Source organism: Parabacteroides sp. APC149_11_2_Y6, assembly GCF_054506995.1.
In genome coordinates, this window is the sequence record NZ_CP173709.1 from 2,730,667 (window position 1) to 2,744,706 (window position 14,040).

Below are 14,040 nucleotides of genomic sequence, written 5' to 3' on the forward strand. Positions count from 1 at the left end.
TTGCCGCATTATTACATTAGCACTTTATTCCTATCTTTGCACCCCATGAAGCGTTGCTTATACATATTACTTATATTATTGATAACATCTGTCGCAGTTACTGAAGCACAACGCCGGCCTTCGCAAGGCGGAAAAGGTGGTTTTTCATTAAGTAACCTATCCTCTGCTTCCCAAGAGGTCCCGGACAGTTTATTAGTACCGGATAGTGCATCGATGCAGAACAAGCGCATCATTGGCTACCGCCTTACTCCTTTACTTGGAGAAGTTTACGTTGCTCCCATGGATACGCAACAGCTTAACTTTTCAAACAGGACACTGGTTGAATCCAATTCTCTGGCTTTAGGTTATCTTGCCAATCTGGGTTCGTCGGCACAAACCCGCATGTTCTCCGAACGAAAGGAAGCACGGGACTTTATCTTTGCTGATGCCTACGACTACTATATCACGACTCCGGAAAATGCGTATTTCTATAATACCAAAATCCCCTATACCAACATCATGTACACTACCGCAGGTGGTAGCGACAACAAAGAAGAACAGTTGAAGGGAACCCTGACACTAAACTTTGGGAAAAAGATTAATATCGGAGGTGATATCGATTATATTTATGGTAGAGGGCATTATAAAAACAATGGTAACAAGCTGCTGAGTTATCGCCTGTTCGGCAGTTATGAAAGCGACCGGTATGAAATCCATGCCTTTCTGAGCAACTTCAACTTCGTAAACTATGAAAACGGGGGATTGGCAAACGACTCTGTCATCACCCACCCCGACCAGTATTTTGAAAACGGACGACAAGGGAGCAATGATCCCAAGTCATTCGATATCCGCTATCCGGCAAGTGTATGGAACCGCGTCCGGGGTAAACAGTATTTTTTCACACATCGTTATAACCTTGGTTTCGAAAGGGAAACTGCCGAAAAAGATTCTTTGGGTAATACCATCATGCAGTTTGTTCCTGTATCGAGCATTATCCATACCTTCGAATACAATGACAATACCCGCCGCTTCATATCCGAAGGCACACAAATAGACTCTTGTTATCGGAATGCAGACGGTACTCCACGTATATATGGTTTGGACAACCAACTGGACGATCGTGCATCCTCCTGGTATTTTAGGAACACATTCGGACTTTCACTGCGTGAAGGTTTCCAAAACTGGGCTAAATTCGGATTGACAGCCTTTGTTACTTTCGACAAGAGACGGTTCCAGTTACCGGCTGCCATACCGGGATTAAATTACGGCCCGAACGGAAGAGGCACCAATCCCACCCCTACTTCCCTGAATTTCCCGTTAGTGGATAAATATGATGAGTTCTCAACTTATATCGGTGCAGAAATATCCAAACGGCAAGGGACCTTACTGACTTATGATGCCCGGGGAGAACTCTGCCTGGTAGGTTCCGATATTGGAGAATTTCGTGCAACAGGACATTTGCAGACACAATTCAAGTTATTCAGAAAAGATGCTATTATTCGGGCGGAAGGTTATATAAAGAACGTTACACCGGCATTTTATCTACGTCATTTCCACTCCCGTTATTTCTGGTGGGATAAGGATTTGTCGATGATTCAGCATATCTATGCAGGTGCCAAGATAGACCTGGAATCTACTCGTACCCAGCTATCAGCCGGAGTGGAAAGCATACAGAATTATGTATATATTAATAAAGATGGGATTCCTGAACAGAAAAACGGAAACCTGCAAGTGCTGAGTGCACGGCTCAAACAAGATTTCAAATACCGGGCTTTCGGATGGGAAAATGAAATAGCCTACCAGCTTAGCAGCGATAAGGACGTATTGCCTTTGCCATCCCTCAGCCTTTATTCGAATATGTACCTGCAGTTCAAAGTAGCTAAAGTGCTAAGCATCCAAATTGGTGCAAATGTATATTATAACACAGCATACAAAGCTCCTTACTACGAACCTGCCACCCAGCAGTTCCAACTACAGGATAAAGTGGATGTAGGTAATTATCCGCTTATGAATGCCTATGCCAACTTCCACCTGAAACAAGCACGTTTCTTTGTGATGGGGTATAACTTAAGTTCTTTGTTCGTCGACCCGAACTATTTCTCTCTGGCACACTATCCGCTTAACCCGATGGTGTTGAAATTAGGTGTTGCTGTAATGTTCAACAATTAAGCACTCTGGACCATGAGGTCAAAAAAACTGATTATGCTTTATACCGGCTTACTGGTAGTAGCCATTGCTACTATGGTTATGCTATGGCGAATTATGAAGCACAGCCCGGAGGAAATACTACCTCGCGACTATCCGGAAATCAAAGCAGAAGGAATCCTCCGCATGGTAACCGAATATAATCAATCCGGCTATTATATAGCCGGAGATACAATCGAGGGGTTCCAGTATGAACTAAGCCAGGCGATAGCACAAATATCAGGATTGGAAGTACAGACTCATCTGGTGATGAGCCTTGCCGAAAGCTTTGAAATGCTTGCCAATAATAAATGCGATATAATTGCCCGGAATATTCCGACCACCAGCGAAATCAAAGAAGATTATCTGTTTACGGAACCGATCGTACTGAATAAGCAAGTATTGATTCAGCGTACTGAAAAGGCAAACGACGGTATCAAACCGATACGGAACCAACTTGACCTGGCTGGTAAAACGCTTTATATCCCTAAAGATTCTCCCGCACAACTCCGCCTTCAGAATCTCAGCCATGAAATCGGAGATACAATCTATGTAAAGGAAGACGATTTATATTCCGGCGAACAGTTAGCCATTATGGTGGCGAAGAAGGATATAGACTATGCCGTCTGTGACCAGCAAATTGCACGAAAATCGAAAGAACTGTTACCTGAGATAGATATAGAAACAGACATCAGCTTCACACAACTCCAGTCTTGGGCCGTACGCAAAGACTCTCCTATCCTGCTCGACAGTCTCAACAGTTGGCTGAACCGGATAAAGGAAAGTGGTCTTTACGACAAAATCTACAAGAAATACTATAGCAGGTGACAGGTGACAGGTGACAGGTGACAGGTGACAGGTGACAGGTGACAGGTGACAGGTGACAGGTGACAGGTGACAGGTGACAGGTGTTAACAAAATAAGCGAAAGGGACAAGTTTTTCAATAAAAATTTATCCCTTTTTACATTATCCTAATCCCGCTTGCCGCTAACTGTCAACTGTCACTTGTCACCTATCACCTGTTAATTCTCACCTGTCAATTGCTTCTCGTCAATTATTCCACCGCTTCATAGTCAAATATTCCTAAATTATAACTACCTTTACACGTTATTTGAATGTTGAAAAATGAGATTTGACGAATTGGATTTGGAAGAGGCTATATTGGATGGTCTCGACGCTATGAATTTTTTGGAAACAACCCCTGTGCAGGAACTAACTATTCCGGTAATATTGGAAGGTAAAGATATTATAGCATGTGCACAGACCGGAACAGGAAAAACAGCCGCTTATGTTCTACCTGTCATCAACGAACTTAGCAAAGGGGAACATCCGGCTAACGCGATTAACGCCATTATCATGGCTCCTACACGTGAACTGGCACAACAAATAGATCAACAAATAGAAGGATTCACATATTTTATTCCGGTTTCGGCAGTTGCAGTCTACGGAGGTACCGACGGTATCGCCTGGGAACAACAGAAACGTGGTATGGAAATGGGAGCCGATATAGTAATTGCTACTCCGGGACGCCTGTTATCACATATTAAAATGGGTACGGTAGACCTCTCGCAAGTCTCATTCTTTATTCTCGACGAAGCAGACCGCATGCTCGATATGGGATTCTATGATGACATTATGAAGGTGCATAAGCTTTTGCCTCCTACCTGCCAGATCATCATGTTCTCGGCCACCATGCCTCCCAAGATACGGACACTGGCAAAAACAATCCTGAAAAATCCGGAAGAAATAAAGATCGCCATTTCACGTCCTCCCGAATCCATCATGCAAACGGCTTATATTTGTCACGATACACAAAAAATCCAGATACTCCAGGATTTGTTCAATCAGAGCCGTCCGCAACGTGTTATCATCTTCTCTTCATCTAAAATGAAAGTAAAGGAACTGACAAGCACACTGAGCCGCATGAAATTCAATGTTGCCCAAATGCATTCAGACCTTGAACAAGCGACCCGCGAAGAAGTAATGAAAGATTTCAAGAACGGACGTATCGATATTCTGGTTGCAACAGATGTTGTGGCACGCGGCATTGACATCAACGATATTAAGTTGGTTGTAAACTTCGATATACCTCACGATCCGGAAGATTATGTACATCGCATCGGACGTACGGCACGAGGAACCAATGGCGAAGGACTTGCCATCACATTTGTAGCAATAGATGAACAGGCAAAATTCAAACAAATAGAGAAATTCCTGAATAAAGAAGTCTATAAAATTCCGATAGATTCCAAATTCGGCGAAGCTCCTGCCTACGAACCTGAAAAATACGGTAACATGAGGAAAGGCAGAGGCCGCCCACGTAAACAGGAGAATAACAAGAACAATAAAAGCAAATCTCCCCGTCAGAAATCAGATAAAAACTGAGACACATAAACTCTCTTAAGGAGAGGCATCATAAAAAAAGGCATCCTGTAAAGATGCCTTTTTTTATATCTATATATGTAGTTCTTAAACTATCAACCATTCATTGAAGCCAGAAATTCCATATTATCGAATGTCTGTTCCATACGTTTCTTTACAAACTCCATTGCTTCGATTGAATTCATATCCGAGAGATATTTACGAAGTACCCACATACGGTTCAATGTGCTGTCATCCTGCAACAAATCATCACGACGTGTACTGGAAGCCATAATATCGACTGCCGGATAAATACGCTTGTTGGACAACTTACGGTCAAGCTGCAACTCCATATTACCAGTTCCTTTGAACTCCTCAAAGATTACATCATCCATCTTTGAACCCGTTTCCGTCAACGCTGTGGCAAGAATTGTAAGACTACCGCCGTTTTCAATATTACGGGCAGCACCAAAGAAACGTTTCGGCTTCTGCAATGCATTTGCATCCACACCACCGGAAAGAACCTTACCGGAAGCCGGTTGTACAGTATTATAAGCACGTGCCAGACGGGTGATAGAGTCGAGAAGAATTACCACATCATGACCACATTCAACCATACGTTTTGCTTTATTCAATACGATTTCCGCAATCTTCACGTGACGTTCTGCCGGCTCGTCAAAAGTAGAAGCAATAACTTCAGCATCTACACTGCGGGCCATATCCGTTACTTCTTCAGGACGTTCGTCTATCAACAGGATAATCATATATACTTCCGGATGATTTGCTGCAATTGCATTTGCAATATCTTTCAGCAACATCGTTTTACCGGTCTTTGGCTGTGCAACAATCAGACCACGTTGTCCTTTACCTATCGGAGAGAAAAGGTCTACCACACGTACAGCGATATTATCATATACCTTAGGAGCTTTACGAGCTGTAAGCATAAACTTTTCATCCGGGAAAAGCGGTGTCAAATGGTCGAAAGGAACACGGTCGCGAACTTCTTCCGGAGTGCGTCCGTTAATCAAATCCACCTTTACCAACGGGAAATACTTTTCACCTTCTTTCGGAGGCCGGATAGCACCCTCTACCACATCACCGGTTTTTAAACCGAACAGCTTAATCTGGGATTGGGATACATAAATATCATCCGGAGAAGTCAGATAATTATAATCGGAAGAGCGAAGGAAACCATAACCGTCGGGCATCATTTCAAGGACACCTACGCCTGTAAGGATACCATCGAACTCATACTGTTTTTCCTGCTGTTGCTGGTTGTTAGCCTGATTATTGCGGGGATTATTATGAGCATTCTGACGGTTATTCTGGCGATTGGCCGGCTGCGGATTATTATTGTTGTTATTGTTCGTATTCGTATTGTTGTTCGTATTTGGTTCACTTTGCGCCGCTTTCGGTTCAGGACGATTCGGCGTTGAAGACAAGGGGAACAACTGGTCGAGTACAGATTTAGTATCCGGATGGCGGAACACTACACGTTTCGGTTCGTTCGGAGTTGTTGAAGTTGATTCCGGTAAAGCAGGTTCCGATGTTGCTTCTGCAACCTCCGGAGCTTCTGGGAGTGCCGCTTCATTCTCTGCCACAACAGGGGGAAGCAATGCTTTTTCAACCTTCTTAATTACCTTTTTTACGATGGGTTTAGATGCCGGTTCAACAACTGCCTCAGGAGCTTTTACTTCTACCGGAGCTTCCACTGCCGGGACTTCTTTCGCATCAGATAAAGGAGCGTTTGCCGAAACCGGAGTCTTTTGGTTTACTACGGTTACTTCCGGTTCTTTTGCCGGAGCTGCCTCTCCTACTTTATCTTTCTTTTCTATACGAGTCCGTTTCTTACGTTCCGTACGTTCTACCTTATCATCGGCAGGCGTCGCTTCTGTAGTTTCGGCTGGTTTAGCAACAGTGGTCGTTTCTTTAGCCGCTGGTTTTGCGGCTTTAGCAGTTGCAGATTTTGCCGTCTTTTTACCTTTGGCTGGTCTTTCTGCTCTTTTAGCTTCTAACTCCTTAACCTTTTCTGCGTGAGTCTCTGCATAAGAGATTGCCTGTTCATCAAGAATTCGGTAGATTAGTTCATCTTTTCTCAAAGCGCTTACTTTGGTTATTCCCAACTCTCCTGCAATAGTTTGCAACTCAGGAAGGAGTTTTTCATTTAGTTCTAGAATGTTATATTTTTGCATAATGTGAAGAAAAAAATAAAACAGCACATACAACATATCCCTACATGGGGCATATGCACAATGCGTTCATTGTATCTTTATAAATTTGAATTTAATTATTAATCATGTGAAAACCGGATTGTTCTGCTAACTGAAACATTAGTAACACATCTGCGGAGTGAAATCTTTGCAAATGTAATAATATTTTACTAATACAAAGTCTTTGTTGAGAAAAAATTCACGATTAATGCGCATTTTGTCGCCGAACCTATAGAATACCGGTTGTCCGGACGTTCTCCAACAATCCAGATAATATCGTTGCCACTACAAAGTAACCACACGCGTTCTTTTTCAAAGCGGCTAAACTTACGATCCGAAAAATAATCACTCAGTTTCTTACGCCCCTTCATTCCAAACGGAATAAACCAGTCACCATCTTTCCAGGTACGCAAGGTAAGCGGGAAAGCCAGTTTATCGTAATCAAAATAAGCGATGTTTTTATCCTTCCGGATGTGAAAGTTCTCTGATATAACAACTTTATTGAAAGATAGTTCAACCGGCCCCACCCATTTCTCCTCATTTCCTGATAAAACATAGGTCTGTTCCGGTTTGGTTTCTATGGATGAAAGCAACAGATAATCACGGTCTTTCACCAAACGGTGCGTAGGAGAAAAGAACTGTTTCCCCGGCTCACCCTCCAAAGCTGCATAAATATCTTCCGATACGGTACGGGAAAAATTATACACTTTCAACAGTTCATACAAAATAGCATCAGGAGAGGGATAATGCATTAAAGCAGGGATGGAAATACGGTTGCCTTCATCCAGCACTTCAGCTTTCGCCTGTTCCACTACGTGCATATAGACAGCCTCGGCTGCCGACAAGTGGTCTGCCGTACGTGCAATAGCCGTACGTACGGATGGATTTATTTCTTCCAACAGGGGAAGTACACGCAAACGGATAAAATTGCGTGTATAAGCATCAGAGAGGTTTGTACTGTCTGTCACATAAGAGATATTCCTTGCATCCAGCCAGGCCGTTATTTCCTTACGGGTTACGCAAAGTAAAGGACGAACCACATAACCGTTTTTAGGACGGATACCACTCATTCCCCGAATACCTGTACCCCTTACCAGATTCATCAGTACGGTTTCCACACTATCGTCGCGATGGTGTGCTACGGCAATTGCCTGGGCGCCGGTTTCCGAACGTTTCTCCTCAAACCAATTATAGCGTAATTCACGCGCCGCCATTTCGATAGACAAATGATTGGCAGCAGCATATTGCTCCGTATCAAAATCTGTTTTCAGGAAAGGGACTTGCAAGGTTTTAGCATACTCTTCGGCAAAACGTTCATCCCGCATGGATTCCTCTCCACGCAGGTGAAAATTACAATGTGCTGCAATACAGGAATAGCCCAACTTAACCAAGAGGGTAAGTAGGGCTATCGAATCTGCTCCGCCACTCAAGCCAACCAATACCGGACAGCTTTCTTCGAGTAGCTGATATTTTTCTATGTATGCACGGACAGTGTCGCGCATCATTTTATTCGTCTACACCTGCCAATTCAGGGTCAATCATGATACGACCGCAGTATTCGCAAACGATTACTTTCTTACGCATCTTGATATCCATCTGTTTCTGGGGCGGAATCTTATTAAAGCAACCACCGCAAGCATCACGCTGGATGTATACAACAGCCAAACCGTTGCGTGCACCCTTACGGATACGTTTGAATGCAGTCAGCAAGCGCGGTTCGATATTTGCTTCCAGCTTTTTAGCCTTTTCACGCAATTTCTCTTCGTCCTGCTTGGTTTCAGAAATAATCTGTTCCAATTCGCTCTTTTTCTGGACAAGGTCTGCTTTACGACCTTCCAGACGTTCGTTCAACTCAGCAATTTCAGCTTTTTTGTGGCCTACTGCTTCACCGAACTCACGGATTTTCTTTTCAGAGAATTCGATTTCAAGTCCCTGAAATTCTATTTCCTTCGACAAGTTATCAAATTCACGGTTATTACGGACATTATCTAATTGTGTTTTATATTTCTCAATCAGTCCGGTTGATTCCGTAATCTTATGTTTCTGTTCTACAACAGCGTTTTCAAAGTCTTTGATCTCCGCCAAATAGTTCTGAAGACGTGTTTCCAGACCAGCGATTTCATCCTCAAGGTCCTGCACCTCCAAAGGAAGCTCTCCGCGAAGGGTTTTGATCTTATCAATTTCAGTCATCATAGTCTGAAGTTGATACAGCGTAGAAAGCTTTTCTTCAACTGTAATTTCTTTTTCAGCTGATTGTTTCTCTGTAGCCATTCTATAAATATTTTACTGGGTTTGAATTAACATTCGAAAAATGTAGGGCAAAGGTAGGGAATTTTTTCGATATTATGTTATAAAAGATATCTTTTGTACAGACTTCGCTTTCATAATGACCGATAACCGCCAATAGAATACGGTCTTCCACATCATAGAAGTCATTATATTTTGCTTCGCCGGTGATAAAAATATCCGCTCCATAATTAATTGCATCCTTAATAAGGAATGCGCCGCTGCCCCCACAAATAGCCACTTCCCGTATTTCCTTTCCGGTAAGCGGAGAATGTTTCACACAACCCACCTGGAAAAGCTCCTTGATTCGTTGTAGGAAACTCAATTCATCTTCGCTTTCCGGCAACTCTCCCACGACACCCGAGCCAGCCTGGTTCCAAGAATTATCGAGCGCATAAAAGTCGAAAGCCGGTTCTTCGTACGGATGAACGGAAAGCAGGGCACGGGTAATTGTTGCCTTTTTGAAAGCTGGCAGGATGGTTTCGATACGGACTTCATGCTCAAAATGCAGCTCGCCTATTTCCCCGCAAAACGGATGGCAATCTTCACCGGCACGGAAAGTCCCCTCTCCTTTCAGGTTATAACTGCACGAATCATAATCGCCTATACTTCCAGCTCCTGCATTAAATAAGGTATTACGTACCAATTCCGCATAGGCTTCCGGTACAAATGTCACCAGTTTCAACAAGGCTCCTTTCTGCGGACTCAGGATACGGACATTCTGCAAGCCTATCAGCTCTGCCAACCGGTAGTTTACCCCTCCCACTGCATTATCCAGATTGGTATGGGCTGAATAAATTACCAAATCGTATTTGCATGCTTTCATCATGCAACGTTCGATATAGGTAGAACCGGTCAACGACTTAAAAGCTTTAAAGGCTAAAGGATGATGGGAAATGATGAGATTGCACTCTTTTTCGATGGCTTCATCAATGACTTCCTCAGTCACATCCAAACAAAGCATTGCTCCGGTTGCATACTGGTTTACATCACCTACCTGCACACCGGCATTGTCGAAACTTTCCTGCAAAGGCAGGGGAGCGTGTTGCTCTATCTCTTTCAGAATATCCTTAATCCGTACCATAATTCAGTTGACAGTTAACATGTGACAATTGAGAGTTAACAGATAGCAAGTGACAGTTAACAGTTATTTCGGCTTTCAGCCGATGTATTATTGAACGCGAAGCCCAACTGTCAACTGTCACTCGTCAACTGTCAATTATTCTTTTACTTCTACTTTCAGGCAAAGCTCTTCAAGCTGGGAGTCGTCGATTTGTCCCGGAGCATCCAGCATGACATCGCGTCCTGAGTTGTTCTTCGGGAATGCGATACAGTCGCGGATTGAATCCAGGCCGGCAAACAAAGATACCCAACGGTCCAAACCGTAAGCAAGACCGCCGTGAGGAGGCGCACCGTATTTGAAGGCATTCATCAGGAAGCCAAAACGTTCCTGAGCCTTTTCTTCGGTAAAGCCCAACAGTCTGAACATCTTATCCTGCAACTGGCTGTCGTGGATACGGATTGAACCTCCCCCCACTTCAACACCATTGATAACCATATCGTAAGCATTTGCACGAACAGCACCCGTATCAGAGTCCAACAAAGGAATATCTTCCGGTTTCGGAGAGGTAAACGGATGGTGCATTGCATAGAAACGCTGGTCTTCTTCGCTCCACTCAAACAGCGGGAAGTCTACCACCCAAAGACATGCAAACTTATTCTTATCGCGTAATCCTAACTGGCTTGCTACTTCAAGACGCAATTCGCAAAGCTGTTTGCGGGTCTTCATAGCATCATCGCCGGAAAGGATAAGAATCAGGTCGCCCGGTTTTGCACCGAAAGCCTCTTTCATCTGCTGCAACGTTTCCTGTGTATAGAATTTATCTACGCTCGATTTTACGCTGCCGTCTGCTTCCACACGTGCGTAAACCATGCCTTTTGCACCAATCTGCGGACGTTTTACAAACTCGGTCAGTGCATCCAGTTGCTTGCGGGTATAGGTTGCCGCACCTTCTGCACAGATACCGCCTATGTAAGCAGCATTATCGAATACGGAGAAACCATGACCTTGCATGATATCCATCAATTCGACAAACTTCATATCGAAACGCAGGTCCGGTTTGTCGCTACCGTAATATTTCATCGCATCGTGCCAAGTCATGCGCTGGAACGGTTCTTTTATTTCAATTCCGCGGATTGTCTTGAACAAATGCTTTGCCATTCCTTCAAAAATAGTCAGCACGTCTTCCTGTTCCACGAAGCTCATTTCACAGTCTATCTGTGTAAATTCCGGCTGGCGGTCTGCACGTAAGTCTTCATCGCGGAAACATTTCACAATCTGGAAGTAACGGTCGAAACCGGACACCATCAACAGTTGCTTCAATGTCTGAGGAGACTGGGGAAGTGCATAGAACTGTCCCGGATTCATACGCGAAGGAACCACAAAGTCGCGTGCGCCTTCCGGAGTTGAATTTACAAGCACCGGAGTTTCCACTTCAAGGAAGCCTTGTTTATCCAGATAGTTACGTACTTCGAAAGCCATCTTATGGCGAAGTTCCAAGTTCTTGCGCACAGCGTTACGGCGCAAGTCCAGGTAACGGTATTTCATACGAAGGTCATCGCCTCCGTCTGTATCATCTTCAATAGTGAAAGGAGGGGTTACTGCCGAATTTAGGACGTTCAGTTCCGAAGCTATGACTTCAATCTCCCCGGTCGGAAGATTTGCATTCTTATTGGAACGTTCGCGGACGGTTCCCGTTACCTGAATTACATATTCGCGTCCCAGCTTGTTTGCTTTTTCACAAAGGGCAGCATCTACCTCCTGGTTAAATACCAACTGAGTTATACCATAACGGTCGCGGATATCCACAAAAGTCATACCACCCATCTTACGGGTTTTCTGTACCCATCCGGCAAGCGTAATTACCAAGCCTTCGTCGGCAAGGCGCAAGTCGCCACAAGTTCTCGTTCTATACATGTTTTATATGGATTAAACTATTATTTCAAAAACTATGGCTGCAAAGATAATAATAATAAAAATGATGTTATTGCTAAATATGGGGAAAACAGAAAGTAAAAATAGGGCAACAGGCTTTACTCGAAGGAGAATACATTATGATAGTTTTTCATACCAGTAAGTGACATTATTTCAAAATTAAGCGCATAACGCTAACAAGTACTATTCCCAAAAACTGTATTTCAGCAGTATCCGAGCCGTTTTTACAGACAAATACGGTCTTTTTTCATTCACTATGGAGGTATTTACAATTACTTCCGGAGTAATTTAAATTAGTACCGGTACTAATTTACAGTTATATTTGACCTCAAAACATACATATTTTGCATTCAAAACATATATGTTTTGATTTTTAGATGTTATTGGGCAGGTTTAACATCCTGGATGGTCATAAAAAGTGATTGGTTTAAAAATGACAGATTGGTTCCAATCTAGCATAATCAACAACTTAAGAGAAAAAAGAACTTGCATAAATACGGATAGCAGCAAGCATTTTGCAAGCAATTATTCATTCTTTCAAGCGAAGTGATAAAGCTCAATTCCGCGAGAGTTGAATATTCAGAGCAAGGCACGTATCTCCATACGTACAGAAAAGTCATGACAGGGGTAATTTGTCAAAATGATAATTGTGTCAATATGCAACTACCAGCACAGGATTATCTTCCAAGCCCAATCTTTCTAAGACACTCTTTATCTCTGCTGACGGACTTTTGATATTTTCGCATGCTTCGATAAACTTCTCCGCATCAATAAGCATTGCCATTTTACCATCTTTCGATATATATTGAGGCCAGAATGCAGGTCCGCCATCAAGGTCGTTCAATAAACCTTGATTTCTGGGAGAGGGTAAATTTAGAAAAACCATATTACCTGTTCCCTTATTATAAATCCCATAAACAGATGTATTAATCCAAGTCCGCTTTTCTCCTACTCTATTATAATTAGTTACCTCAAATGGTTCCGGTGCATATTTTCCAAAACTAAATATAAAAAACGAATATCGATCTGATTTTAAATAGTCTGTTACAAATATTTTTTTACCATCATGTATTTCTTCGTACTGCTCCTTTTCTATAAAAGAAAGTTTATATTTGCCCAAATTCACAATATAAGCTGGAGCTCTGTTGCCAACAACATCTATTGTATAAATTGTATCGGATAGTCTTCTATAGGTATGAAAATCACTCCCAACACGATATATTGTTGTTATTCTTGAAATACCCAAACTTCCTCCTTTTTCTTTTATTACCGGCTGATATTCCTTCTGTAACAGTTTTACAATACCGGAATCCGAGGCTACACAATATTCATATTTAGAAATGTCCCAAGAAACTAAACTGTAAAGAAATAAGTTATCTTGCAGATATGCCATTTTATAAGGAATATGCCCTTCTACTTCCGGAAATTTTATCTTTCGTATAAATTCTCCAGTTAACGAATATTCAAGCCCTCTTCCTATAGAAGATATTAAAATACGTTTTCCATCCAAGGATATATCCATCCCTCTTATAGCCAAGAACTCCTCCGGACCTTGCCCCTTTTTTCCGATTCTCCCTAAGAAAGAACCGTCTTCCCCTGCAAAAGACAAACAATCATTCCAATTACTATTAATAAACAATCGTCCATTTTCAAATATAATTCCATCATTAATTTGAACTAATGAAGAATCGGTAGTTTCCAATGGGATATATACAACCTTCTGAGCATAATCACTCAACTTTTGAACTGAATAATTCTTTCCATCAACTGATTGCTCTACATCAATGACTGGATAACTATCCGTTTCTTTCTGCCCTTCTGAACAAGAAAACAAAAATAAGAATGAAAAAATAAAGAAATGAGACTTTAATAACAGGCGTAGTTTCATTATATTAGGTTTAAAGCGAGAATGAATTTAGAATATGACGACAATATACGCGTTTTCTTTATAAAAAACGATAAAATACTCTTGGTTATTTATTTCTATAAATCCGAATACTTTATCTAAAGGCAAATAAAAAAAG

General features: G+C 42.3%; 9 protein-coding genes. 3 read left to right on the forward strand and 6 right to left on the reverse strand.

What is annotated here, in order from left to right:
- Positions 1-45: 45 nt before the first annotated feature.
- The 3 genes from ACGE0T_RS11430 to ACGE0T_RS11440 all read left to right on the forward strand — a co-directional run bounded on the left by ACGE0T_RS11430 (position 46) and on the right by ACGE0T_RS11440 (position 4,549).
- On the forward strand, positions 46-2,148 hold the full coding sequence (locus ACGE0T_RS11430; protein WP_459186767.1) for a putative porin: 2,103 nt from the start codon (positions 46-48) through the stop codon (positions 2,146-2,148).
- Between the two features lie 12 nt (positions 2,149-2,160).
- The gene (locus tag ACGE0T_RS11435; protein ID WP_459186768.1) at positions 2,161-2,991 is read left to right on the forward strand and encodes a transporter substrate-binding domain-containing protein; all 831 of its coding nucleotides are present in this window, start codon (positions 2,161-2,163) and stop codon (positions 2,989-2,991) included.
- A gap of 298 nt (positions 2,992-3,289) precedes the next feature.
- Positions 3,290-4,549, forward strand: coding sequence for a DEAD/DEAH box helicase (locus ACGE0T_RS11440; protein WP_459186769.1), 1,260 nt, complete (start codon positions 3,290-3,292; stop codon positions 4,547-4,549).
- A gap of 92 nt (positions 4,550-4,641) precedes the next feature.
- On the opposite strand, the gene rho is transcribed toward ACGE0T_RS11440, so the two are convergent.
- The 6 genes from rho to ACGE0T_RS11470 form a co-directional block, all read right to left on the reverse strand.
- Positions 4,642-6,717, reverse strand: a complete 2,076-nt coding sequence (gene rho, locus ACGE0T_RS11445; RefSeq protein WP_459186770.1) for a transcription termination factor Rho — start codon at positions 6,715-6,717, stop codon at positions 4,642-4,644.
- Positions 6,718-6,905: 188 nt separating this feature from the next.
- Complete coding sequence (gene tilS, locus ACGE0T_RS11450; protein ID WP_459190458.1) at positions 6,906-8,237, reverse strand: tRNA lysidine(34) synthetase TilS; 1,332 nt, start codon at positions 8,235-8,237, stop codon at positions 6,906-6,908.
- 4 nt (positions 8,238-8,241) lie between these two features.
- Positions 8,242-9,006: a zinc ribbon domain-containing protein gene (locus ACGE0T_RS11455; RefSeq protein WP_459186771.1), complete on the reverse strand. Its 765-nt coding sequence runs from the start codon at positions 9,004-9,006 to the stop codon at positions 8,242-8,244.
- Between the two features lies 1 nt (position 9,007).
- Positions 9,008-10,105 carry a Nif3-like dinuclear metal center hexameric protein gene (locus ACGE0T_RS11460; RefSeq protein WP_459186772.1) on the reverse strand — a complete coding sequence of 366 codons (1,098 nt, stop codon included), beginning with the start codon at positions 10,103-10,105 and terminating at the stop codon, positions 9,008-9,010.
- Between the two features lie 135 nt (positions 10,106-10,240).
- The gene (gene aspS, locus ACGE0T_RS11465) at positions 10,241-11,998 is read right to left on the reverse strand and encodes an aspartate--tRNA ligase (protein WP_459186773.1); all 1,758 of its coding nucleotides are present in this window, start codon (positions 11,996-11,998) and stop codon (positions 10,241-10,243) included.
- Between the two features lie 670 nt (positions 11,999-12,668).
- Positions 12,669-13,904, reverse strand: a complete 1,236-nt coding sequence (locus ACGE0T_RS11470; protein ID WP_459186774.1) for a 6-bladed beta-propeller — start codon at positions 13,902-13,904, stop codon at positions 12,669-12,671.
- Positions 13,905-14,040 lie beyond the last annotated feature (136 nt).

Coding starts and splice junctions, on each gene's coding strand:
- rho (WP_459186770.1), bottom strand. CDS start 6,717: ATGCAAAAATATAACATTCTAGAACTAAATGAAAAACTCCTTCCTGAG.
- ACGE0T_RS11460 (WP_459186772.1), bottom strand. CDS start 10,105: ATGGTACGGATTAAGGATATTCTGAAAGAGATAGAGCAACACGCTCCC.
- ACGE0T_RS11455 (WP_459186771.1), bottom strand. CDS start 9,006: ATGGCTACAGAGAAACAATCAGCTGAAAAAGAAATTACAGTTGAAGAA.
- tilS (WP_459190458.1), bottom strand. CDS start 8,237: ATGCGCGACACTGTCCGTGCATACATAGAAAAATATCAGCTACTCGAA.
- ACGE0T_RS11440 (WP_459186769.1), top strand. CDS start 3,290: ATGAGATTTGACGAATTGGATTTGGAAGAGGCTATATTGGATGGTCTC.
- ACGE0T_RS11430 (WP_459186767.1), top strand. CDS start 46: ATGAAGCGTTGCTTATACATATTACTTATATTATTGATAACATCTGTC.
- aspS (WP_459186773.1), bottom strand. CDS start 11,998: ATGTATAGAACGAGAACTTGTGGCGACTTGCGCCTTGCCGACGAAGGC.
- ACGE0T_RS11470 (WP_459186774.1), bottom strand. CDS start 13,904: ATGAAACTACGCCTGTTATTAAAGTCTCATTTCTTTATTTTTTCATTC.
- ACGE0T_RS11435 (WP_459186768.1), top strand. CDS start 2,161: ATGAGGTCAAAAAAACTGATTATGCTTTATACCGGCTTACTGGTAGTA.